Here is a 23,166-nt window from a genome sequence, read left to right as displayed (position 1 = left end):
CCTGGCTAGCAGGTCAACAGCACTTTGGCCCACCCTTGCCGCCGTAACGGGCTTCCTGGCGTTCCCGGAAGAACGCCTCGTAGTCCATCATCGGCTTATCCGGGTGTTTGGTTTGCATATGCTCGACATAGTTGTCGTAGTCGGGCATACCGACCATCAGGCGCGCGGCCTGACCGAGGTACTTACCGAGGCGACTCAGGTCATTGAACATGATTGCAATCCTCTATCACGCGTCCGGTACGGCCTGGAATGGCGATTCTTTGTCCGTACGTTCCTTGTTGCCCCAGGCGGCGATACCGACCTTGAGCGCATAGAACAGGATGCTGAACACCACGAACAGGAACAGCACTGTCAGCGTTGCGTTGGTGTAAGCGTTCCAGATTACGTGTTGCATCTGGTCGATGTTCTTGGCCGGAGCCAGGATTTGACCGTTTGCCAACGCATCACTGTACTTCTTGGCCAGCGACAGGAAGCCAATCGCCGGGTTGGCGTCGAACAGCTTGATGAAGCCCGCGGCGGTGGTGCAAATCAGCAACCAGATCGCTGGCAACATGGTCACCCAGATGTAGCGCTGGCGCTTCATTTTGATCAGCACAACGGTGGCGAGCATCAGCGCGATACCGGCGAGCATCTGGTTGGAGATGCCGAACAGCGGCCACAAGGTGTTGATGCCACCCAGCGGATCGATTACGCCCTGATACAGCAAGTAACCCCACATCGCCACGCAGCCTGCGGTGGCGATCAGGTTGGCAGTCCAGGACTCGGTACGCTTGAGGGCCGGCACGAAGGAGCCGAGCAAATCCTGGAGCATGAAGCGCCCGGCACGGGTGCCGGCGTCTACAGCGGTAAGGATGAACAGCGCTTCGAACAGGATTGCAAAGTGGTACCAGAACGCCATGGTGTTTTCACCCGGCAGGACACTGTGCAGGATCTGCGCAATACCGACCGCCAGGGTCGGCGCACCGCCGGCACGGGCCAGGATGGTGGTTTCACCGATGTCCTTGGCCACCGCCTGCAGCGCTTCCGGAGTAATTGCAAAACCCCAGCTGCTGACGGTTTGCGCAACGGTTACCACGTCAGAGCCGACAATCGCAGCCGGGCTGTTCATGGCGAAGTACACGCCTGGCTCGATCACCGAAGCGGCAACCATGGCCATAATGGCCACGAACGACTCCATCAACATGCCGCCGTAACCGATGTAGCGGGAATGAGCTTCATTTGCCAGCAACTTGGGCGTGGTACCCGAGGAGATCAGCGCGTGGAAACCCGAGACCGCGCCACAGGCGATGGTGATGAACAGGAACGGGAACAGACCACCCTTCCACACCGGGCCAGTGCCATCGATGAACTGGGTCAGTGCCGGCATTTTCAGGTCAGGCATGGTGACCAGGATGCCAATCGCCAGGGCGATGATGGTACCGATCTTCAGGAAGGTAGAAAGGTAGTCACGCGGCGCGAGGATCAGCCATACCGGCAGTACCGCTGCGACGAAGCCGTAGCCGATCAGCATCCCGGTAATCTGAATCCCGCTGAAGGTGAAGGCCTTGGCCCACACTGGATCAGCAGCAATCTGCCCGCCCAGCCAAATCGAACCCAGCAGCAACAGCACGCCGATGATCGAAATTTCGCCGATGCGGCCCGGGCGGATGTAGCGCATGTAAATGCCCATGAACATCGCGATCGGGATGGTCGCCATTACCGTGAAGATGCCCCACGGGCTTTCGGCCAGGGCCTTGACCACGATCAGCGCCAGCACCGCGAGGATGATGATCATGATCAGGAAGCAGCCAAACAGCGCGATGGTCCCGGGAATGCGGCCCATTTCTTCGCGGACCATGTCCCCCAGGGAACGGCCGTTGCGACGCGTGGAAAGGAACAGGATCATGAAATCCTGTACCGCACCCGCCAGCACTACGCCTGCAATCAGCCATAGCGTACCGGGCAGATAGCCCATCTGCGCCGCCAATACCGGGCCGACCAAAGGCCCTGCGCCGGCAATAGCCGCGAAGTGGTGACCGAAAAGAATGTGTTTGTTGGTCGGCACATAGTCCAAACCGTCGTTGTTGACCACGGCGGGGGTGGCCCGCAGTGGATCGAGCTGCATCACGTGGTTAGCGATGAACAAACTGTAGTAACGGTAAGCCACCAGATAAATGGCCACAGCAGCGACCACAATCCACAAGGCGTTGATCGCCTCGCCACGGCGTAAGGCCACTACGCCTAGGGCGCATGCTCCTACAATTGCCAGCACCAGCCAGGGTAGATGGCGTAGCAGGCCATTATTATTTTTCATTTATATATTCCAGCCAGGTTGGACAGAAAGACAGCCATCGCGAGTTTAGCGCGCCCGGCTCTAAAGGCCACCCCCCTTACGTTGCTCTAGAGCCTTGTAGGCGCGAAAAAAACAGAAATATCCGCGCCATAATGGCGCAGGGCTACAATCCCCTTATATCCAGAGGGTTTCACCATGAGCGACCAGCCGTCAGATCGACGCCGTTTCCGGCGGATTGCCTTCGATGCCAGAACCGAGCTTGGGCAGAACGGACGGGTTTGGTCGGTGCAGTTAGTGGATTTATCGCTCAAGGGCCTGCTGGTGCAGCGGCCTGAACCCTGGCTTGGCCATGGCGACGAACCATTCGATGTCGATATTCATCTGGACAAGGATACCGACGTGAAAATGCAGGTGCGCCTGACCCATGACAATCATGGGCAGTTGGGGTTCGTCTGCGAACACATCGACCTCGACTCGATCAGCCACCTGAGGCGACTGATCGAGCTGAACCTCGGCGACCAGGAAGAGCTTGAGCGGGAGTTGGCCGCGTTGCTGGATCCGTTGTAGGAGCGAGGATTTTGTGGTGTTGCGGGTTACTCAAATAACGCATCCAGCGCTTGTTCCAGGCGCGTTACCCCAATCACCTGCAACCCCGGCGGCGATTCCTTTGGCGCATTGCCCTTGGGCACGATGGCCCGCTTGAAGCCGTGCTTGGCGGCTTCTTTCAAGCGCTCCTGGCCACTGGGTACCGGGCGCACTTCACCCGACAAACCGATCTCACCAAATACCAGCAAATCATGGGGCAAAGGTCGATTGCGCAGGCTGGACATCACCGCCGCCATCAATGCCAGGTCGGACGCGGTTTCCAATACCTTGACCCCGCCCACCACGTTGAGGAACACATCTTGGTCATGGGTCGGAATGCCGCCATGGCGGTGCAGCACCGCCAGTAACATGGCCAGACGATTTTGATCCAGCCCCAACGTGACACGGCGCGGATTGGCCAAGTGGCTGTCATCCACCAAGGCCTGGACTTCCACCAGCATCGGCCGGGTGCCTTCCCACGTTGCCATCACCACACTGCCCGGTACTTCTTCCTGAGCCCGCGTAAGAAAGATCGCCGAAGGATTGGAGACTTCTTTTAGCCCCCTGTCGGTCATGGCGAAGACACCCAGTTCGTTGACCGCACCGAAACGGTTTTTCACTGCCCGTAGCAGACGTAAACGACCGTCGGATTCACCCTCGAAATACAGCACGGTATCCACCATGTGTTCCAGCACCCGTGGGCCGGCCAGTGCGCCCTCTTTGGTCACATGCCCCACCAGGAAAATCGCCGTGCCGCTCTGTTTCGCGTAACGCACCAACAGCGCAGCACTTTCCCGAACCTGGGACACGCCACCCGGCGCCGATTGCAGTTGCTCAGTGAAAATCGTCTGGATCGAGTCGATCACCATGACCTTGGGCTTTTCCAGGCGGGCGGTGGCGATGATGCTTTCGATGCAGGTTTCGGTCATCACCCGCAATTTGTCCTGAGGCAAGCCCAGGCGACGGGCGCGCATGGCCACTTGTTGCTGAGATTCTTCGCCGGTGACGTACAGCGCCGACATGCGGCTGGCGATGCTGCACAGGGTTTGCAGCAGAATGGTGGATTTGCCGATCCCCGGATCACCGCCAATCAGCACCACCGAGCCGTCCACCAGGCCGCCACCGAGCACCCGGTCCAGCTCGCCGGAGGCGGTGGAGAAGCGCGGGATCTCTTCGACGCTGACTTCGGCCAGGGTCTTGATCTGGGTTTGCTGCCCGGTCCAGCCGGAACGGCCGCTGGGAGGCGCAGCACCACCGCTTTCCACCATGGTTTCGGTGAGGGTGTTCCACGCGCCGCATTCACCGCACTGGCCGGCCCACTTGGGAAAGGTCGCGCCGCACTCTGTGCAGCCGTACATGCGCTTGGCCTTTGCCATCCGAGAACCTCCACCGAAAAAACGCGATGATAGCTCAGCGCGGCTCGGCGGTACGGATTTCACCACTGGCCAACCGTGAAGCGCTGTTACCGACCGGGTCTTCGGCGTTCAGGTCGGCGCCCTTGGCCTTCAGTTCATCCAGCAGTTCAACCCGCTTGAACAGTCCCGCATACATGGCCGCCGTCTGTCCGGCGCCGTTGCGCTGGTCGGGGTTACAGTCGGTGGCCAGCAAACGCTGGGCAATTTTCAGTTCACCCTTGAAAATCGCCCCCATTAGCGCGGTGTTGCCACGCTTGTCCTGGGCGCAGGCATCGGCGCCGACCGCCAATAGTCGGTCCACCGCAGGGCCTTGCCCGTGGTAGGCGGCGAGAATCAGCGCGGTGTAGCCCTTTTCGTCGACCGTATTCAGGGAATAGCCGGCGTCAATAAAGGTATCGAGCATTTCCACGTCGCCCCGGCGGGCGGCATCGAAGTAGTAATCCTGCAGTTGCGCCTTGACCGCCGCCGGGCCTGACGGCTCGGCATGTGCGGCAAATGCCAGCAATATCATCAGCAAACCGATGTAGATACGCATGGAGTCTCTCCTCGTAACGTAATGCCCCCCGTAGCAGTTGCCGAGTAGAACGAGGCTACGGGGGAGCAAAACAACGGGTTAGTCGGTCAGCTTCTCAGCCAATGTCTTAACGCGAGCCAGATCACCCTTGGCGACCTTGGCCACGCCGGTGCCGTACTCGGGGTCAGCCTTGTAGAGGAACGACAAGATGATGTGCTTGCTCACGTCATCAGTGGTGGCCAGGGAGCCGCCGAAATTGTCGATCAAGTCCTGACGCTCTTTCTTGCTGAAGGAACGGTACAAGTCACCAGCCTGCTTGAAGTTCTGCTCACGCTGGATCTTCGCCTGCTGGGTCGTCCCCGACAGCGCCATCTGGCTATAGCGCGCACTTTGCGGCTCTTCCCGTGGCAGCAGGCGGCTTGGCTGGTAGTTCACGCCGCTGGTGCTTTTGCCAAAGTTCATCGCGCCATCCTGGTTACCGTTGTTGACGGTGACCCGTGGAGCATTGATCGGCAGTTGCAGGGCATTGGCGCCCAGGCGGTACATTTGCGTATCGGCGTAGGAGAATACCCGGCCTTGCAGCAGACGATCTTCCGACGGCTCGATGCCCGGCACCAGATTGGCCGGGGCCATGGCTACTTGTTCGGTTTCCTGGAAGACGTTGGCCGGGTTACGATTCAAGACCATTTGCCCAACTTTGCGCTCAGGAACATTCGGCCAGATCTTGGTGGCGTCCAATGGATCGAAGTCAAACTTGACGAGGTCTTGCGGCTTGAGCACTTGCACGTACAAATCCCACTTGGGGAAGTCGCCTTTATTGATATGCGTGACCAAGTCATTGGTCATATGGCTGTAGTCACGACCCTGAACTTCGCCAACCTGCTTGGGCTCAAGGTTCTTGATGCCCTGCTGGCTCTTCCAGTGGAACTTGACGTAGTGCACTTCGCCCTTGGCATTGATCAACTTGTAGGCGTGTACACCGTTACCGTCCATTTCCCGGTAACTGGCCGGGGTTCCGGAGTTGGAGTACAACTCGGTCAGGGTGCGGGTGGACTCTGGAACATGGGAGAAGAAGTCGAAACGACGGGAGTCATCGTCGAGGTTAGTGCGTGGGTCTGGTTTGAAGGCGTGAACCATGTCCGGGAACTTGATGGCATCGCGGATAAAAAACGTCGGGAAGTTGTTGCCGACCAAGTCCCAGTTACCTTCGGCGGTATAGAACTTGGTGGCGAAACCGCGAGGGTCGCGCAAGGTTTCCGGGGAATGGTTGCCGTGTACTACCGCCGAGAAGCGCACGAACACCGGGGTGGCTTCACCAACGGCAAAAACTTTGGCCTTGGTCAGGTCGCTGAGGTTATCGGTGACTGTGAAAGTACCGTGGGCGCCAGTGCCACGGGCATGGACGATACGCTCGGGAATACGCTCACGGTCAAAACGCTGCAGCTTCTGGATCAGTTGCACGTCTTGCAGCAGCACCGGGCCAGTGGCGCCAGCGGTTTGCGAGTTCTGGTTGTCGCCTACTGCAGCACCATTATCGCGGGTCAGGTTGGCAGCTTGTACGGATAGCGAAAGCAGGCTGGCGGTCACCATGAACAGCACGCAACGTGCAGTAATAGGCCCGCGATTAATAGGGTTTTTCATCAAGGTTTCCTCTGGTTTTTTTAATGCACATTCAGTTGTGCTTACCAGAGGCTAGTGACCGTAGAGTCAGAAGATAAATAGAAAAACCATACCAGGTCGATTGAAAAAATAGCGTGGTAAGGCACTGAAATTATGGGTAATTCGCGCGCGAATGATGGCACTTTGCAAACTATTTACGATTTAATGTGTCGATTACAACGAACACTGTTAACAGTTGTGTCGCGCACGCCGTGCAGGACTGACTTACACTGGGTTCTACCCTCCTCATCTGTAACAAGGAATAACCTATGGGCGTGATAAATGAGTTCAAGGCCTTCGCGGTCAAAGGTAATGTGGTCGACATGGCCGTCGGTATTATCATCGGCGCCGCCTTCGGCAAAATTGTTTCCTCCTTTGTAGGCGACGTGGTGATGCCCCCTATCGGTCTGTTGATCGGTGGCGTGGACTTCGGTGATCTGGCCGTGACACTCAAGGCCGCGCAGGGCGACATCCCGGCAGTGGTCCTGGCCTATGGCAAGTTTATCCAGAGCATGATCGACTTCGTGATTGTGGCGTTTGCGATCTTCATGGGCGTTAAGGCCATCAACCGCCTCAAACGCGAGGAGGCCGTGGCACCTAGCCTGCCGCCGGTACCAACCAAGGAAGAAGAGCTGCTGGAGGAGATCCGCGATCTGCTCAAGGCACAGAACAGCAAGCCCGAGTAATCGGCGGGCAAAAAAGCGGCGCCTTTATCAGGCGCCGTTTTTTTACCAGTAGTTTTCCACCGCCACCTGCCCCGGCCGCCGGGTCAGGCTCAACTGCATGTCCCGCTGTTTAAGCAACTGGCGTGTGTCATCGATCATCTGCGGGTTGCCGCAGATCATTACCCGCGAATGCTCCGGTGTCAGCTCGACGCCGGCCGCACGCTCCAGCTCACCATTCTCGATCAGCGCAGTGATCCGCCCATTCAGCGCCCCCGCATGCTGCTCACGAGTGACGATGGGAATATAGGTGAGCTTATGGGCATGCTCCACCAGGTACTCGCGCTCGCCCAGCGCATTGATCAGTGACTGATAGGCCAGCTCCCTGGCCTCCCGGGCACTGTAGACCAAGATGATCCGCTCGAACTTCTCCCAGACTTCAAAGTCCTGCAGGATCGACAGGAACGGCGCGACCCCGGTGCCGGTACCCAGCAACCACAGGTCGCGGCCATCGGCAAAGCGGTCCAGAGTCAGGAAACCGGTAGCCTGGCGCTCCACCAGCAAAATATCGCCCTCGCGCAGTCGGCTCAGTTCGCTGGTGAACTCGCCACCGGGCACCACAATGGAGAAGAAATCGAGGTGTTCGTCAAAGGGCGAAGACGCCACAGAGTAGGCACGCCACACGATACTGCCATCGGCCTTGGTCACGCCCAGGCGGACGAACTGACCAGCCCGAAAGCGAAAGCCTGGGTCTCGGGTGGTACGCAGGGTAAACAGGCTGGGGGTCAGCGACCGCACATCGAGAAGGGTCTGGCGTGTGTATTTTTCAGCACTGGCCGTCATGAGGGACTCCGTTTCACAGATGGCCCTAGTGTCCCTCAAAGGGACGCGTGGAAACACTGGTGGTTTGTAATGGCATCGCCCAGAGACAGCAGTAGCCATGCTGTCATTTTCACCAACCGCAGAAACCCTTAGTAGTGGCAATTTAGTGTCGCGTCAATCATTTAGCTATTGAGCAAGTTACAAGAGCGCCATTACACGGCACTTGCCATTCTAATGAGCACAACGGCAACTCATTGAAAATCAAAAAAATCGCCATTTCCTGACGACTACTTGTAAAGCCTACTAACGCACCGCATTTAGAAAATGCATAAGCCTGCACTTGAAGATAGCGAATCTTTTATTTCGCTTCGCAGGATATGCCCTACACTCATTTGCGTGCCGCATTGGGGTCCAGGACGTACCCAAGCTACAGCAATACTCAAGGAGAGTTACCGATGCTCAATTGGCGCAACACCCGTCTCCCCAAACTGAAAGGTGAGAACGAAATAACCAGCATGTTTGAAGCAGCCCTTAACATTACCTTTGAACTCGGCTTCCAATACTGTGCTTTTAGCATGAGTTCTCAACTACCACAGATTCAAAAAAAACCTATTTTTATCAATAACTATCCAAGTGAATGGAATCAGCTTTATAAACAACAAAACTACTTCGACATGGACCCTGTTGTTTCCCACTGTAAACGCTGCGTGCTACCTGTTGTCTGGGAAGAAAAAACTTTCTCCAGCGCTCCCGACTTGTGGGTTCATGCGCAGTCCTACGGTCTGAATTTCGGGTGGACCCAACCCGTCCATGACTTTCAGGGGGTTTTCAGCATGCTGAGCCTGGGGCGCAGCGAATGCCCTGTGAGCCCGGAGGAGCTTTACGAAAAAGCCGGACAAGTCCTCTGGCTTTGTCATGCCTTACATGCGGTGGTGGCGCAAAAATACTCGACCAACCCCCTCGTTCATCCCCCCACCAAGCTGACATCACGGGAAACCGAAGTCCTGCAATGGTCAGCGCAGGGCAAGACCGCAGCGGATATCGCTACTATTTTGTGCCTATCCGAACGTACCGTCGGTTTTCATATCAGCAGTTCGATAAAAAAACTGGGAGTCAGTAACAAGATTGCTGCCGTGATGACGGCAGTGAAAACCGGACTGTTTTAACCCGCACGCCCAAGACGCTCTGAACGCCTGCAGCGTGACGCAAAACACCGAATGTAATCCCCAGGAAAAAAAAGTAACATTTACGGCCAGTTCTGAGTGATGAAGCAGCCTCCAACACCGTGCGTCGAAGTCCACTCAGAAGGTTCCTCACGTCAGGCCCCACAGCCAAACTACGGAACACCCGTCGATTACCCAGAGTCTCCCCGCCATGCCCCTGCTCGACAGCCCCTTCGCCCAACTCGACCTGATCCGCCAGCCAGAGCAGCAAAACGAACCGCTGCAAGCCTTCGATGCCGCCGACGATTATTTGCTCAGCCACCTGGCCGAACAACAACCGACACACGCAACCCGCGTTCTGGTGCTCAATGACAGCTTTGGCGCTCTGGCGGCCAGTCTTGAAGGGCATGTACAAGTGACGTCCAGCGGCGATTCGTTCCTCGGTGCCCTGGCACTGGAGAAAAACCTGGTGCGCAATGGCAAGCCATTCGATGCGGTGTCGAGCGTGCCCGCCAGCCAGGCGCTGATCGGACCTTTTGATCGAGTGCTGATCCGCGTGCCGAAAACCCTGGCGCTGCTCGAAGAGCAATTGATCCGCCTGCAGGGCCAACTGGCGCCCGGCGCCGAGGTGATTGCCGGGGCGATGGTCAAGCACCTGCCTCGGGCGGCCGGAGAGTTACTGGAGCGCTACATCGGGCCGATGCATGCGTCCCTGGCAGTGAAAAAAGCCCGTTTGCTGATCGCCACCCTGGCCGACCGGCCACAGGCCGTTTCGCCTTATCCCACTCGCTATCGCCTGGAAACGCCGTCCATCGAACTGCTCAACCATGCCAACGTGTTTTGCCGCGAAGACCTGGACATAGGCACCCGGGCATTTCTACCGCACCTGCCACAGAACCTGGGCAACGCCCGGGTCGCAGATCTGGGCTGCGGCAATGGCGTACTAGCGATTGCGAGCGCCCTGCAAAACCCACTGGCGCAGTACACCTTGGTGGACGAGTCGTACATGGCCGTGCAATCGGCGGCCGAGAATTGGCGGGTGGCGCTGGGCGAGCGGGATGTGGTGATTCGTCCTGGCGATGGCCTGGCCGATCAGGAACCGCAATCCCTGGACGTGGTGCTGTGCAATCCGCCGTTCCACCAGCAGCAGGTGGTGGGGGACTTCCTCGCCTGGCGTATGTTCCAGCAGGCTCGCGAAGCGCTGGTGGTGGGCGGTGCTCTCTATATCGTCGGCAACCGCCATTTGGGTTATCACAGTAAGTTGGCGCGGTTGTTTCGGGGTGTCGAGCAAGTCGCCGCCACGCCGAAGTTCGTGATTCTGAAAGCACGAAAATAAATTAAAAAAACCCTCCGTGAGGAGGGTCATAAACCGTGCTGCAAGGCAACGGGATGGGATGTCAGTGAGTGGTCAAGCCCGCAGCGTTCATGAACATGCGCATCAGGCTGGCCACTACAAACAGGGCCAGGACGCTGCCGGTCCAAATCATCGCCAGCCAGCCCAGGCGTTGCCAGAGCGGCTTTTTCTCGGCCTGTTCGATGTCGTGCAACGAAGGTTTGCCGGACATTGATCGATCCTCCTAGTGATAACCGTCTTCGTGGGTGACCTTGCCGCGGAACACGTAATAGCTCCAGAAGGTGTAGCCCAGAATGAACGGGATGATAAACAGCGTGCCCACCAGCATGAAGCCCTGGCTTTGCGGCGGCGCAGCGGCGTCCCAGATCGAGATCGACGGGGGCACTATGTTCGGCCACAGGCTGATGCCCAGGCCGCTGTAGCCAAGGAAGATAAGCACCAGGGTCAGCAGGAACGGCGTGTAGTGAGCGTTGCGAGCTACGGCACGCACCAGGCCGTACATGGTCACCAGCACCAGGATCGGTACCGGCAGGAACCAGAACAGGTTCGGCAGGGTGAACCAGCGCGAAGCAATGTCCGGGTGTGCCAGCGGCGTCCAGATGCTGACGATACCAATCACCGCCAACACCACGAATGCCAGGGGCCGCGCCAGGTTATGCATCTGTTCCTGCAACTTACCTTCGGTCTTCATGATCAGCCAAGTGCAGCCCAGCAGCGCATAAGCAATGATCAGTGCCACGCCACAGAACATCGTAAACGGCGTGAACCAGTCCAGCGAACCTCCGGCGAACTGACGATCAACCACGGGAAAGCCATCGATAAACGCCCCCAAGGCCACGCCCTGGAAGAAGGTCGCCGTCAGCGAACCGCCGATAAAGGCCTTGTCCCACAGGTGGCGCTTGTCATCCTTGGCCTTGAAGCGAAACTCAAAGGCCACACCGCGGAAGATCAAGCCGATCAGCATCAGGATCAACGGTAGGTACAGCGCCGAGAGCACCACCGAGTAAGCCAGCGGAAATGCGCCGAACAGCGCCGCGCCCCCCAGTACCAGCCAGGTTTCGTTGCCGTCCCAGACAGGGGCGACGGTGTTCATCATCACGTCGCGGTCGGTCTTGCCCTTGATAAAGGGGAAGAGAATGCCAATGCCCAAGTCAAACCCGTCCATGACCACGTACATCATGATGCCGAATATGATGATCACGGCCCAGATCAGCGGAAGATCAATACCCATGACTCAATTCCCCTTCTTCTGACTATCGGCCAGGCTGTCGCCATGATCGGCGTCGGAGCTGTCATCGGCCGCCGACAACGGCCGGGCCGGTGTGCGTTGTTGCCCGGGCCCACCGTGGGCCGGCTCGGTACTGTCGTCGGTGACCGGGCCTTTGCGCACCAGGCGCATCATGTAGCCAAGACCGGCGCCGAACAGGGCGAAATACACCACCACAAACAGCGCCAGGGTGATGCTCATCTGCACGAAACTATGCCCGGAAGAAGCATCCGCCGTGCGCATCAGCCCGTAGACCACCCACGGCTGGCGACCAATTTCCGTGGTGAACCAGCCAGCCAGAATCGCGATCAGGCCGGACGGCCCCATCCACAGCGCCAGGTAAAGGAACGGCCTGGAGGTATAAATCTTGCCGCCCCTGCGCAGCCAGAGACTGAACAGGCCGGTGAAGATCATCAACAAACCAAGCCCGACCATGACCCGGAACGACCAGAACACGATAGTCGAGTTGGGACGGTCCTCAGGGGGAAAGTCCTTGAGGGCCGGCACCTGTTTGTCCAGGGAGTGGGTCAGGATCAGGCTGCCCAGGTAAGGGATTTCTACCGCGTATTTGGTTTTTTCGGCCTTCATGTCGGGCCAGCCGAACAGGATCAGCGGCGTAGGTTCGTCACCGATATTTTCCCAGTGACCTTCGATGGCAGCGATTTTCGCCGGCTGGTGCTTCAAGGTGTTGAGGCCGTGGAAGTCACCGATAACCGCCTGGATCGGCGCCACGATCAGCGCCATCCACATGGCCATCGAGAGCATGGTGCGGATCGCCGGGCTGTCTTTGCCCCGCAGCAGGTGCCAGGCCGCCGAAGAACCGACAAAGAACGCCGTGGCAACAAAGGCAGCGGTAGCCATGTGCATCAGGCGGTAAGGGAATGACGGGTTGAAGATCACCGCAAACCAGTCCGTGGGGATCACCCGGCCGTCAATGATTTCAAAGCCCTGGGGCGTCTGCATCCAGCTGTTGGAGGCAAGAATCCAGAACGTCGAGATCAGCGTGCCGACCGCCACCATCACCGTGGCGAAGAAGTGCAGTTTGCGCCCGACCTTGTTCCAGCCAAACAGCATTACCCCAAGGAAACCGGCTTCGAGGAAGAAGGCGGTGAGCACCTCATAGGTCAGCAGCGGCCCGGTGACTGCACCAGCGAAGTCCGAGAATCGACTCCAGTTGGTACCGAACTGATAGGCCATGACCAAACCCGAGACCACGCCCATGCCGAAGTTGACGGCAAAGATCTTCGACCAGAAATGGTAGAGGTCACGGTAGGTGTCGTTGTGGGTCTTGAGCCATAAGCCTTCCAGCACCGCGAGGTAACTGGCCAGGCCGATGGTGATGGCCGGGAACAGGATGTGGAACGAGATGGTGAACGCGAATTGGATTCGGGCGAGGTCTAGCGCCTCCAAACCAAACATAAGTCTTCCTCTGTCAGGTAATACCGGCTGCTGGCTGGGGCCTGCACCCACTGCCCCCACGGATATGGAGTGTGGCGAATTGCAATTCGTTCTTTTTATAACTGACCACGTAGGGATTCTGGCCTGAAGGCCGCCAGATCAACGCCTAAAAAGGCATTGATCTGGATCAAGCATCGCTGAAAGAGTAGTCCCATTTTCGGCGCTGGACTGTGTGGCCTTTTGCCGCGTGACAGGTTGCCTCACTGAAATAGATGTCTTGCTAAGGATATTTCCACTCCTGCAACTATTTGTTACAGCTTGATGCTAATCTCGCCTGTCCCCCGAGCCCAGACCTGTCTTCCCGATGCCCAGTGAGCCCGCGTTGCTGTTACGTCATCATCGCCCTTTCATCGCGTTCTGGCTGGCGCGGATCTTTACCGCCAGCGGCTTCCAGATGCTCACCGTGGCCATCGGCTGGAACCTCTACCAACTGACTGGCAATGTGCTGGACCTGGGGTTGGTGGGCTTGGTCGAGTTCATCCCCCGCGTGCTGTTCATGCTGCACACCGGCCATGTTGCCGACCGCTATGAACGGCGCAAGGTCGCCGCCATCTGCCAGACGCTGCAGGCGCTGATCGCCCTGTCCCTGGCCATCGCCAGCCTGAACGGCAGTGTCACCCGCGAGATGATCTTTATCCTCGCCTTCCTGCTCGGTGCGGCACGCTCCTTTGAGATGCCCACCACCCAGGCGCTGCTACCGAGCATCGTGCCCAGCGCGTTGTTTCCCCGTGCGGTGGCGGCGTCGCAGTCGGCGCAGCAATCAGCCACCATCGTCGCTCCGGCCCTCGGTGGTTTGCTGTATGCCTTCGGCAGCGCCTGGGTGTATGGCCCAACGGTGTTGCTGTACCTGATTGCCTGCGTGCTGACCCTCAACCTGCCGGCCCGGCAGACGCCGCTCAACAAAGCCAAGGCGACCATGGACTCGTTGCTGGCCGGGATTCGCTTTATCCGCAGTCGCCCGGACATTCTCGGGGCGATATCCCTGGATCTGTTCGCCGTGCTGCTGGGCGGCGCGACCGCGTTACTGCCGGTGTTCGCCAAGGACATCCTGCTGACCGGAGCCTGGGGCCTTGGGCTACTGCGTTCGGCGCCAGCGGTGGGAGCACTGCTGATGTCATTGTGGCTGGCGCGGTTTGCAGTGGACCGCCACGTCGGTCGTATCATGTTTACCGCCGTCGGCGTGTTTGGCGTGGCGACCATTGCCTTCGGCCTGTCCACCTCGTTCTGGTTCTCCATGGCGGTGCTGGTGGTACTGGGCGCGGCGGACATGATCAGCATGGTGATCCGCGCCTCCTTCGTACAACTGGAAACCCCCGATGAAATGCGCGGCCGGGTCAGCGCCGTCAACGGGCTGTTTATCGGCGCCTCCAATCAGTTGGGCGAGTTTGAGTCCGGCGTCACCGCCCACTGGCTGGGCACCGTGCCCGCCGTGGTCATGGGCGGGATCGGCACGCTGGTGGTGACCGGGGTCTGGATCAAATTGTTCCCAACCCTGGCCAACCGCGACCGCATGCACACGCCGGCACCGGTAGAAGACACCAAGGTTTAAAGCACCTTGTCGAGGGTGATGGGGAAGTCCCGCACCCGCTTGCCGGTGGCGTGATAGATGGCATTGGCCACCGCCGCCGCTACGCCGACAATGCCAATCTCACCCACGCCCTTGGAACCCAGGGCGTTGACGATCTCGTCATGCTCTTCGACAAACAGCACGTCAATCTCGCCGATATCAGCGTTTACCGGAATGAGGTACTCGGCCAGGCTGTGGTTCATGTAGCGCCCCAGTTGATGGTCGATCTGGGTTTCTTCGTGCAAGGCCATGCCGATGCCCCAGACCACACCGCCGAGGATCTGGCTTCGGGCCATTTTCGGATTGACCACACGCCCGGCAGCGATTGCGCTGACCACGCGACTGACCTTGATGGTGCCCAGGTCCTCGTCCACCCGCACCTCGACGAAAACCGCCGAATGGGTGGCCGTGGCATAGCCCTCGCGCTTTTTATCCGGCTCGCTGTCGACCTGCACTTCCAGCGCCTGCTCACCACTGTCGCGCACCAGTTTCGCCAAGGAAACACGTTGCTCGCCAGCATATAATTGACCGTCCTCAAAGCGGGCGGACTCGGCATCCTTGAACGCCGGATAGGTCTTGCGGGCAATATTGAGCAGCTTTTCATTCAGCGCCTCACAGGCTTGCTGCACGGCAGTGCCCACCGAAGACACGGTAAACGAACCGCCCTGCAACGGCGCCGGCGGCAGTGACGAGTCGCCAAGAATAAAACTTACGTTCTCCATGGCAATGCCGCTGGCCTGGGCGGCAATTTGCGTCATGACCGTGTAGGTGCCGGTGCCGATATCGGTGGTGGCGCTACTGACGGTGAGCTTGCCGTCATGATCGATCCGCGCCTTGGCGCTCGCTTTCATTTGCAGGGCCTCCCAGACGCCGCCAGCCATGCCCCAGCCGATCAGTTGGCGACCGTCACGCATACTGCGCGGTTCGGGGTTGCGCCGGCTCCAGCCGAAGCGCTCGGCGCCTTCGCGGTAGCACTCGCGCAAGGCTTTGCTGGACCAGGGCTTGTCTTCATTCTGGTTGCGCTCGGCGTAGTTGATCAGCCGCAGTTGCACCGGGTCGATGGCCAGGGCGCAGGCCACTTCGTCCATGGCGCATTCCAGGCCGATCACACCAAGAGCCGCGCCGGGAGCACGCATGTCCAGCGGGGTGAAGACGTCCAGCGGCACCAGCTTGTAGGTCAGTTGCACGTTGTCGCAGTGATAGAGCATGCCGCTCCATTCCACCACGTGCTCGCTGAAATCCTCGAACCGTGAGGTCTGGCCGATGGCCGTGTGACCGAGGGCGAGCAGCCGACCATTGGCAGCTGCGCCCATTTGCAGACGCTGCAAGGTGCGTGGGCGATAGCCGAAGGTGAACATCTGTTGGCGGGTCAGGGTTACCCGCACCGAACGCTTGAGGGCCAGCGCCGCCATCACCGCCAGGGGCAGTTGATACTGCGGGCGCAAGCCGGAACCGAACGCACCGCCGACGAACGCAGCAAAGATCCGCACCTGGCTTTTGTCCAGGCCGAAGACTTTTTGCACATAGGCCTGGCAGTTCTGCGGGCCTTGGGTCTTGTCGTGGATATGCAGCGTACCGTCCGGCTGGTACAGCACGGTGCTGGCGTGGGGTTCCATCGGGTTGTGGTGTTCGATCGGGGTGCTGTAATGCAAGTCCAGACTGATGGCGGCACCGGCCCATTCGGCCTGGAAGTTACCCCGTGGCTTGGGCGGTGTTTGCGGGGACGGGTGTGCCTGCTCTTGCACGGCGAGCAGGTCAGTCTCGGCGGCTTCGGCTTGATACTCGATGGTCACGAGGGAGCCGGCATATCGCGCCACTTCCAGATTATCGGCGATCACCAGGGCCAACGGTTGGCCGCTGTACAGCACACGGTCGTTGTACAGCGGGCGAAATGGCGAGCCGTCGGCAGCATCGGCGTCGGCGTAGCTGTCGTCGTAGCTGGCCAGCTTCGGGCGGTTGAGGTGATCGAGCACCATCACCACTCCCGGCAGCGCCAAGGCCTTTGAGACGTCGATGCGCAGCACCCGGCCCCTGGCGACAGTGCTGGAGACTACGCTGGCGTGAAGCAGGCCATCTTCGCGGAACTCACCGGCATAACGCGCCTGGCCGGTGACCTTGAGTAGACCGTCGACCCGGTCCAACGGTTTGCCGATAGCACTCATGGGCGAGCTCCTGCGACGGCGGCATCGCTCAAGGCGCGGATAATCGCGCGGCGTGCCAGTTTGATCTTGAAGCCGTTGTGCTCCAAAGGCTCGGCGTCCTGGAGCATGGTGTCGGCGGCGGCGCTGAAGGTTTCACGGCTTACCGACTGGCCGATCAACGTGGCCTCCACCGCACGGTCACGCCAGGGTTTGTGGGCGACACCGCCCAAGGACAGGCGCGCATCGCGGATCACTTCGCCATCCAGTTCCAGCGCGGCGGCCACAGACACCAGAGCAAAGGCGTAAGAAGCGCGGTCGCGAATTTTCAGGTAGTGGCTGTGGGCGGCCAGGTTATCGGCGGGTAACTCAATGGCGGTGATCAATTCGTCGTCGGCCAGTTGGTTGTCGCGCTGAGGCGCATCGCCAGGCAACCGGTGGAAATCAGCGAACTCGATGATTCGCGCCCCGCCGCGCCCTTGCACATGCACCCTGGCTTCAAGGGCGGCCAGGGCCACGCACATGTCCGAAGGATGGGTAGCCACGCACTGGTCGCTGGCGCCGAGGATCGCGTGAATGCGGTTCAAGCCCTCCCGCGCCGGGCAGCCGCTGCCGGGTTTGCGCTTGTTGCAGGGCACGGCGACGTCATAGAAGTAGTAGCAACGGGTGCGCTGCAGCAGGTTGCCGCCGGTGCTCGCCATATTGCGCAATTGCGGTGACGCTCCAGCGAGGATCGCTTGGGATAACAGCGGGTAGCGCTGTTCGATCAAGGGGTGCCAGGCCAGGTCGGCGTTGCTCACCAAGGCGCCGATCATCACCCCGCCTTCGGCTGTTTCTTCGACCTGGCGTAATGGCAGGCCGGTGATGTCGATCAGATGTTCGGGATGGCTGATGTTCTCCTTCATCAAGTCCAGCAGGTTGGTGCCACCGGCAATGAACCGCGACGTTGCGCTGCCCAGAGCTACGGCGGCCTGCACGTCGGCCGGCTTGCTGTAGTGGAAGGGATTCATTGCTCACCTCCCTGCTGGCGACAGGCCGGCAAGGCCTCTTCGATGGCGTCACGGATATTGTTGTAGGCGCCGCAGCGGCACAGGTTGCCACTCATTAATTCCTGGATCTGCGCGGTGTCGTGAGCCCGCCCTTCCCGGGCCAGGCCCACTGCCGAACAGATCTGGCCGGGTGTGCAGTAGCCACACTGGAAGGCATCGTGCTTGATGAAGGCCCGTTGCATCGGGTGCAGCTCTTCGTCGTCGGCCAGGCCTTCAATGGTGGTCAACTCGGCACCGTCGCACATCACCGCCAGCGTCAAGCAGGCGTTGACCCGCTTGCCGTTGAGCAACACGGTGCAGGCGCCGCACTGGCCGTGGTCGCAACCCTTTTTGCTGCCGGTCAGGTCCAGTTGCTCGCGCAAAAGATCCAGCAGGGTGGTCCAGGGCAAGACGTCCAATTGCCGGACTTGGCGGTTGAGAGTCAGGTGTATCGGATGACTGACGAACGGCTTGGCCGCAGCAAAGATAGGAGTCGCGCTCATAAACACCTCACGGTTGGTGTGCATTCGCGGCGTTCTGGGAAGTCGCCGTCTTAGCGGTACGACTTCGGGGAGTTATGAGCGTTCAAGGGAAGTGATGGGTGGATCAGCGAATAGAGAGCACGGTACTCAAGGTATTGCGCGGCACGTTAATCGACGTGTTGCTGTACTGGAACGAGCCCTGGGCCCGGACGTCCAGATCAAACACATACACATAACCCATCAGCACACCCGCCCCGCTGCAGGCCTGGCTGATGGAACCGACCTGGCACACTGCCGTGCTTTGGCCCGAAAGCCGTGCGCCATCGAAAGACGCCACGGCGTTGTTGCCAATACCCACTTCCATCACATACACCTTGGTAGGCCCACGATGAGCACACTGTCGCGTGCTGTCAGCCTGTTCGGGGATGACTTCCGTGCAATTGGCCGACTCGACCTTGAACACCCGCACCTCGCTCAAGGCCGGTGCAGGCGCGCCCCATGCAGGTGCCGAACCCAGCCACAAGCTGATACAAGCGAACAGAGCTAGACTCCAGGCGTTGGTTTTTTTCATGCTGTCGATGACTCTCTACTAAACGTCGGCGCAGTATGCCTCAGGCCTATAACAAGCAAAACCATACCCGAGCGCCACTGAGCCTCCGCGGCTGGTATGATGCGCCGCTTTTTCCGATCCTCTGTAGAAAACACGCGGCGCCTGGCGCAGTTTGTGCTTTGACTTTGAGGTCAATAAATTACGGCGCCGAATGCGCCACAGGGAGCAGGCATGCTGGAAAAGCTGTTTCAACTCAAGGCACACAACACCAACGTGCGCACCGAGATTCTCGCGGGCATCACGACCTTTCTGGCCATGGCCTACATTCTGTTCGTCAACCCGAGCATTCTCGGCGAGACCGGCATGGACAAGGGCGCGGTGTTTGTCGCCACCTGCCTGGCGGCGGCCATCGGTTCGACCGTGATGGGCCTGATCGCCAACTACCCGATTGCCTTGGCACCGGGCATGGGCCTGAACGCCTTCTTTACCTACACCGTGGTCATCCACCAGGGCCACACCTGGCAAGTGGCGCTGGGGGCGGTGTTCATTTCGGCGGTGCTGTTTTTCCTGCTGTCGATCTTCCGCATCCGCGAGTGGATCATCAACGCCATCCCTCTGCCCCTACGTTCGGCGATTGCCGCTGGCATCGGCCTGTTCCTGGCGCTGATTGCCCTGCACAACGCCGAAATCGTCGTGAGCAACCAGGCAACCATGGTGGGCCTGGGTGATCTGTCAAAACCGGCACCGATTCTCGCCGCTCTCGGTTTCGCGCTTATCGTCGCGCTGGAAGCCCTGAAAGTGCGCGGCGCCGTACTGATCGGCATTCTGGTGGTGACTGTCGCCTCTATCCTGCTGGGCGTCACCCCGTTCGGCGGCGTAACTTCGATGCCACCGTCCCTGGCCCCGACCTTCCTGCAACTGGACATCGCCGGCGCCCTGGATGTCGCCCTGATAAGCGTGATCTTTGCCTTCCTGTTCGTCGACCTATTCGACAACTCCGGCACCCTGATCGGCGTCGCCAAGCGCGCAGGACTCATGGGCAAGGACGGCCACATGCCGAAAATGGGCCGCGCGTTGATCGCTGACAGCACCGCGGCCATGGCCGGCTCCCTGCTGGGCACCTCGACCACCACCAGTTATATCGAATCGGCAGCGGGCGTCAGCGCTGGTGGCCGGACCGGTTTGACCGCCGTTGTGGTCGCGATTCTGTTCCTGCTGGCGCTGTTCTTCTCGCCACTGGCGGCCAGCGTACCGGCCTTCGCCACCGCGCCAGCATTGCTGTTCGTCGCGGTGCTGATGACCTCAGGCCTGGCGGAAATCGACTGGGACGACATCACCGTCGCCGCACCCGTGGTGATCACTGCCCTGGCGATGCCTTTCACTTACTCCATCGCCAACGGCATCGCCTTCGGTTTCATCGCCTGGACTGTCATCAAGCTGCTCTCGGGCCGCTACCGTGAGCTGAACCCGGCGCTGGTGATTCTGTCGATTCTGTTCGTGATCAAGCTAGGCTGGTTCCCCGCATGACTTTTGACGCCGCAAGCTACGCCCTGCAACTGGACGAAAAGGTCGCGCGCCTGCGTGACCTGCTCGCGCCTTTTGATGCGCCAGAGCCGCAGGTTTTCGACTCGCCATTGCAGAACTTCCGCCTGCGCGCCGAATTCCGCCTGTGGCGCGAAGAAGGTGAGCGCCACTACGCGATGTTCTCCCAGGACGACAAGCGCACGCCGATCCTCATCGAACAATTTCCCATCGCCAGCCTGCGCATCAACCAGTTGATGCCGCAACTCAAGGCTGCCTGGCAAGCCAGCGCCGCCTTGAGTCACAAGCTGTTCCAAGTGGAGTTCCTCACCACACTGGCGGGCGATGCGATGATCACCCTGTGCTATCACCGCCCGCTGGACGAGCATTGGCACACCGCTGCCAACAAGCTGGCCGCTGAACTGAATGTCAGCATCATCGGTCGTTCCAAGGGCAAGCGCGATGTGATCGGTCGTGATTACGTGGTGGAAAAACTGGACGTCGGCGGTCGCATCTTCAGCTACCGTCAACCGGAAGGCGCCTTCACCCAGCCCAACGGCACAGTGAACCAGAAAATGCTCAACTGGGCGTATGAAGCCCTGGGCGATCGCAGCGATGACCTGCTGGAGTTGTACTGCGGCAACGGCAACTTCACCCTGCCGCTGGCAACCCGCGTGCGCAAGGTGCTGGCCACCGAGATCAGCAAAGCCTCGGTCAATGCTGCGCTGAGCAACCTCGACGAGAACGCAGTGGGTAACGTCACCCTGGTGCGTTTGTCCGCCGAAGAACTGACCGAAGCGTTGAACGAAGTGCGGCCGTTTCGCCGTCTGCACGGCATCGACCTCAAGAGCTACGAATTCGGCAGCGTATTCGTCGACCCGCCGCGCGCCGGCATGGACCCGGACACCTGCGAACTGACCCGGCGCTTCGAGAACATCCTGTATATCTCGTGCAACCCCGAAACGCTGGCGGCAAACATCGCGCAATTGCACGACACGCACCGCATTACCCGCTGTGCATTGTTTGACCAGTTCCCGTGGACGCACCATATGGAATCGGGTGTGCTGTTGACCCGGCGGTAAGCCCGCCTGTGGCGAGGGGCCTGCACCCTCGCCACAAAAGTCTCACAGACTAGTAACAATGAGCACCTCTTCGAACATGGGGTTGTAACCACTCATCCCCCGCCTGGAAAAACCCTGCCAATACCCGCGAATCCTGCTCACTCAGCAACCCTGCGTAATACTTGAGCTGAATCCACGCGAGGCCTTTTTCACCCAACGTTCGATAATCGAACGGTTAACTGCGCTTCGCGTCTTCGACAATTGACCAAATTAACCATTCAGTACATTTTGTCCCCACAGATAAAAACAACAGTGGAGACTCCCATATGCCCCCTATCGTGCTGGTGCTCAACGGCCCCAACCTAAATCTGCTAGGCACCCGCGAACCGGCCACCTACGGCCACGAAACCCTGGCCGACGTTGCTGACCTGTGCGGTCGCAGTGCGAAAAAACTGGGGCTCGCCATCGAATTTCGCCAGACCAACCATGAAGGCGAATTGCTGGACTGGATTCACGGCGCCCGCGCCCGTTGCGCAGGGATTGTGATCAACCCGGCGGCCTGGACCCACACCTCAGTGGCGATCCGCGATGCGCTGGTGGCCAGTGAAGTACCGGTGATCGAAGTGCATTTGTCCAACGTGCATGCCCGCGAGCCGTTTCGGCATCACTCCTTCGTGTCGCCGATTGCCAAGGCGGTGCTCGCCGGTTTCGGCAGCCATGGTTATCACCTGGCCCTTGAGCATTTCAGCCTGACATTGAAGGGATGAGTCACATGTCTCAACACCGAATTCTGGCCGGCCTGATCGGCTCCGGCATCCAGGCTTCCCGCACGCCAGCCCTGCATGAACATGAAGGCGATGCACAGGGTCTGCGTTACCTGTATCGCTTGATCGATCTGGATCAGTTGCAACTGGACAGCAACGCCCTGCCCAACCTGCTGAAGGCCGCCGAGCAGATGAACTTCACCGGTTTGAACATCACCTATCCGTGCAAGCAGGTGATCCTGCCGTTGCTGGATGAGTTGTCCGCCGAAGCGCGGGGGATTGGCGCGGTGAACACCGTCGTACTGCGCGACGGCAAGCGCATCGGCCACAACACCGACTGCCTGGGATTTGCCGAAGGTTTTCGCCGGGGCTTGAGCGGTGCTGCGCGCAAGCGCGTGGTGCAGATGGGCGCGGGTGGCGCAGGCGCAGCGGTGGCCCACGCGCTGCTGGGTGAAGGCGTGGAGCAACTGAGCATTTTTGATGTGGATAACAACCGCGCGCAAAGCCTCGCCGACAGCCTCAACCAGCATTTTGGCGCGTCCCGAGCCCAGGCCGGTAGCGACCTGCCTGGTGCCATGGCCGAAGCCGACGGCCTGGTGAACACCACGCCCATGGGCATGGCCAAACTGCCGGGGATGCCCGTGCCGCTGGCGTTGTTGCATCGGGAGTTATGGGTGGCGGAAATTGTCTATTTCCCGCTGGAAACCGAACTGCTGCGCAACGCTCGAGCCTTGGGCTGCCGCACGCTGGATGGCGGGAATATGGCGGTGTTTCAGGCGGTGAAGGCGTTTGAATTGTTCAGTGGCAAAGTGGCGGATGCGGGGCGGATGCTTGAGCACTTCCAGAACATGAACACCTGATCACTGATCTTTCCCACGCACCAC

22 protein-coding genes are annotated in these 23,166 nt (G+C 59.6%); 9 read left to right on the top strand and 13 right to left on the bottom strand.

Features of this window, described 5'->3' with window-relative positions; all coding sequences use genetic code 11:
* Positions 1-13 precede the first annotated feature (13 nt).
* Together ACZRKZ_RS09675 and ACZRKZ_RS09670 are read right to left on the bottom strand one after the other, a co-directional pair.
* Positions 14-211, bottom strand: coding sequence for a YbdD/YjiX family protein (locus ACZRKZ_RS09675; RefSeq protein ID WP_003182142.1), 198 nt, complete (start codon positions 209-211; stop codon positions 14-16).
* A gap of 15 nt (positions 212-226) precedes the next feature.
* On the bottom strand, positions 227-2,293 hold the full coding sequence (locus tag ACZRKZ_RS09670; RefSeq protein WP_463981500.1) for a carbon starvation CstA family protein: 2,067 nt from the start codon (positions 2,291-2,293) through the stop codon (positions 227-229).
* A gap of 174 nt (positions 2,294-2,467) precedes the next feature.
* On the opposite strand from ACZRKZ_RS09670, the gene ACZRKZ_RS09665 reads away from it, so the two are divergent.
* Entirely contained in the window at positions 2,468-2,839 is a 372-nt protein-coding gene (locus ACZRKZ_RS09665) for a PilZ domain-containing protein (RefSeq protein WP_463967278.1), read from the top strand.
* Positions 2,840-2,865: 26 nt separating this feature from the next.
* Here the strand turns inward: ACZRKZ_RS09665 and radA are convergent, their stop codons facing one another.
* From radA to katB, 3 genes are all read right to left on the bottom strand, one after another.
* Positions 2,866-4,233 carry a DNA repair protein RadA gene (gene radA, locus ACZRKZ_RS09660; RefSeq protein WP_149410780.1) on the bottom strand — a complete coding sequence of 456 codons (1,368 nt, stop codon included), beginning with the start codon at positions 4,231-4,233 and terminating at the stop codon, positions 2,866-2,868.
* Positions 4,234-4,267: 34 nt separating this feature from the next.
* A complete protein-coding gene (locus tag ACZRKZ_RS09655) occupies positions 4,268-4,807 on the bottom strand; it encodes an ankyrin repeat domain-containing protein (RefSeq protein WP_463981499.1) in 540 nt (179 codons plus the stop codon).
* 78 nt (positions 4,808-4,885) lie between these two features.
* Positions 4,886-6,427, bottom strand: coding sequence for a catalase KatB (gene katB, locus ACZRKZ_RS09650; RefSeq protein ID WP_463981498.1), 1,542 nt, complete (start codon positions 6,425-6,427; stop codon positions 4,886-4,888).
* Between the two features lie 287 nt (positions 6,428-6,714).
* Here katB and mscL point away from each other — a divergent pair, with 287 nt between their 5' ends.
* On the top strand, positions 6,715-7,131 hold the full coding sequence (gene mscL, locus ACZRKZ_RS09645; RefSeq protein ID WP_463981497.1) for a large-conductance mechanosensitive channel protein MscL: 417 nt from the start codon (positions 6,715-6,717) through the stop codon (positions 7,129-7,131).
* A 42-nt stretch (positions 7,132-7,173) separates the two neighbouring features.
* On the opposite strand, the gene ACZRKZ_RS09640 is transcribed toward mscL, so the two are convergent.
* A complete protein-coding gene (locus ACZRKZ_RS09640; protein ID WP_463981496.1) occupies positions 7,174-7,950 on the bottom strand; it encodes a ferredoxin--NADP reductase in 777 nt (258 codons plus the stop codon).
* Between the two features lie 434 nt (positions 7,951-8,384).
* Here ACZRKZ_RS09640 and ACZRKZ_RS09635 point away from each other — a divergent pair, with 434 nt between their 5' ends.
* Together ACZRKZ_RS09635 and ACZRKZ_RS09630 are read left to right on the top strand one after the other, a co-directional pair.
* A complete protein-coding gene (locus ACZRKZ_RS09635; RefSeq protein WP_463981495.1) occupies positions 8,385-9,095 on the top strand; it encodes a helix-turn-helix transcriptional regulator in 711 nt (236 codons plus the stop codon).
* 208 nt (positions 9,096-9,303) lie between these two features.
* Entirely contained in the window at positions 9,304-10,428 is a 1,125-nt protein-coding gene (locus tag ACZRKZ_RS09630; RefSeq protein WP_463981494.1) for a methyltransferase, read from the top strand.
* Between the two features lie 61 nt (positions 10,429-10,489).
* On the opposite strand, the gene ACZRKZ_RS09625 is transcribed toward ACZRKZ_RS09630, so the two are convergent.
* Genes ACZRKZ_RS09625 through ACZRKZ_RS09615 form a run of 3 tightly spaced genes read right to left on the bottom strand, consistent with a single transcriptional unit; the run spans position 10,490 to position 13,132 of the window.
* On the bottom strand, positions 10,490-10,657 hold the full coding sequence (locus tag ACZRKZ_RS09625) for a DUF2474 domain-containing protein (protein ID WP_003215809.1): 168 nt from the start codon (positions 10,655-10,657) through the stop codon (positions 10,490-10,492).
* Between the two features lie 12 nt (positions 10,658-10,669).
* Positions 10,670-11,677 carry a cytochrome d ubiquinol oxidase subunit II gene (cydB, locus tag ACZRKZ_RS09620; protein ID WP_149410773.1) on the bottom strand — a complete coding sequence of 336 codons (1,008 nt, stop codon included), beginning with the start codon at positions 11,675-11,677 and terminating at the stop codon, positions 10,670-10,672.
* 3 nt (positions 11,678-11,680) lie between these two features.
* On the bottom strand, positions 11,681-13,132 hold the full coding sequence (locus ACZRKZ_RS09615; protein ID WP_149410772.1) for a cytochrome ubiquinol oxidase subunit I: 1,452 nt from the start codon (positions 13,130-13,132) through the stop codon (positions 11,681-11,683).
* Positions 13,133-13,475: 343 nt separating this feature from the next.
* Between ACZRKZ_RS09615 and ACZRKZ_RS09610 the strand changes: the two genes are divergently transcribed.
* On the top strand, positions 13,476-14,720 hold the full coding sequence (locus ACZRKZ_RS09610; RefSeq protein ID WP_149410771.1) for an MFS transporter: 1,245 nt from the start codon (positions 13,476-13,478) through the stop codon (positions 14,718-14,720).
* Here the strand turns inward: ACZRKZ_RS09610 and ACZRKZ_RS09605 are convergent.
* The 4 genes from ACZRKZ_RS09605 to ACZRKZ_RS09590 all read right to left on the bottom strand — a co-directional run bounded on the left by ACZRKZ_RS09605 (position 14,717) and on the right by ACZRKZ_RS09590 (position 18,957).
* Complete coding sequence (locus ACZRKZ_RS09605) at positions 14,717-16,900, bottom strand: xanthine dehydrogenase family protein molybdopterin-binding subunit (protein WP_463981493.1); 2,184 nt, start codon at positions 16,898-16,900, stop codon at positions 14,717-14,719. The two genes, ACZRKZ_RS09610 and ACZRKZ_RS09605, sit on opposite strands and share 4 nt — an antisense overlap.
* On the bottom strand, positions 16,897-17,886 hold the full coding sequence (locus ACZRKZ_RS09600) for an FAD binding domain-containing protein (RefSeq protein ID WP_463967287.1): 990 nt from the start codon (positions 17,884-17,886) through the stop codon (positions 16,897-16,899). The genes ACZRKZ_RS09605 and ACZRKZ_RS09600 overlap by 4 nt, the downstream gene beginning before the upstream one ends.
* Positions 17,883-18,407, bottom strand: coding sequence for a (2Fe-2S)-binding protein (locus ACZRKZ_RS09595; RefSeq protein ID WP_463967288.1), 525 nt, complete (start codon positions 18,405-18,407; stop codon positions 17,883-17,885). The genes ACZRKZ_RS09600 and ACZRKZ_RS09595 overlap by 4 nt, the downstream gene beginning before the upstream one ends.
* Positions 18,408-18,510: 103 nt before the next feature.
* Entirely contained in the window at positions 18,511-18,957 is a 447-nt protein-coding gene (locus ACZRKZ_RS09590; RefSeq protein ID WP_463981492.1) for a DUF4879 domain-containing protein, read from the bottom strand.
* Between the two features lie 210 nt (positions 18,958-19,167).
* Between ACZRKZ_RS09590 and ACZRKZ_RS09585 the strand changes: the two genes are divergently transcribed.
* The 4 genes from ACZRKZ_RS09585 to ACZRKZ_RS09570 all read left to right on the top strand — a co-directional run bounded on the left by ACZRKZ_RS09585 (position 19,168) and on the right by ACZRKZ_RS09570 (position 23,142).
* Positions 19,168-20,463, top strand: a complete 1,296-nt coding sequence (locus ACZRKZ_RS09585; protein WP_149410766.1) for an NCS2 family permease — start codon at positions 19,168-19,170, stop codon at positions 20,461-20,463.
* Complete coding sequence (gene trmA / locus ACZRKZ_RS09580; protein ID WP_463981491.1) at positions 20,460-21,539, top strand: tRNA (uridine(54)-C5)-methyltransferase TrmA; 1,080 nt, start codon at positions 20,460-20,462, stop codon at positions 21,537-21,539. Before ACZRKZ_RS09585 ends, trmA begins: the two co-directional genes overlap by 4 nt.
* A gap of 305 nt (positions 21,540-21,844) precedes the next feature.
* Positions 21,845-22,285 carry a type II 3-dehydroquinate dehydratase gene (gene aroQ / locus ACZRKZ_RS09575; protein ID WP_463981490.1) on the top strand — a complete coding sequence of 147 codons (441 nt, stop codon included), beginning with the start codon at positions 21,845-21,847 and terminating at the stop codon, positions 22,283-22,285.
* 5 nt (positions 22,286-22,290) lie between these two features.
* Positions 22,291-23,142, top strand: a complete 852-nt coding sequence (locus ACZRKZ_RS09570) for a shikimate dehydrogenase (protein ID WP_463981489.1) — start codon at positions 22,291-22,293, stop codon at positions 23,140-23,142.
* Positions 23,143-23,166 lie beyond the last annotated feature (24 nt).

The organism is Pseudomonas sp. c313, assembly GCF_055407145.1.
Note: the sequence above shows the minus strand (reverse complement) of the source record. Positions and strands in the feature narration are given on the sequence as shown.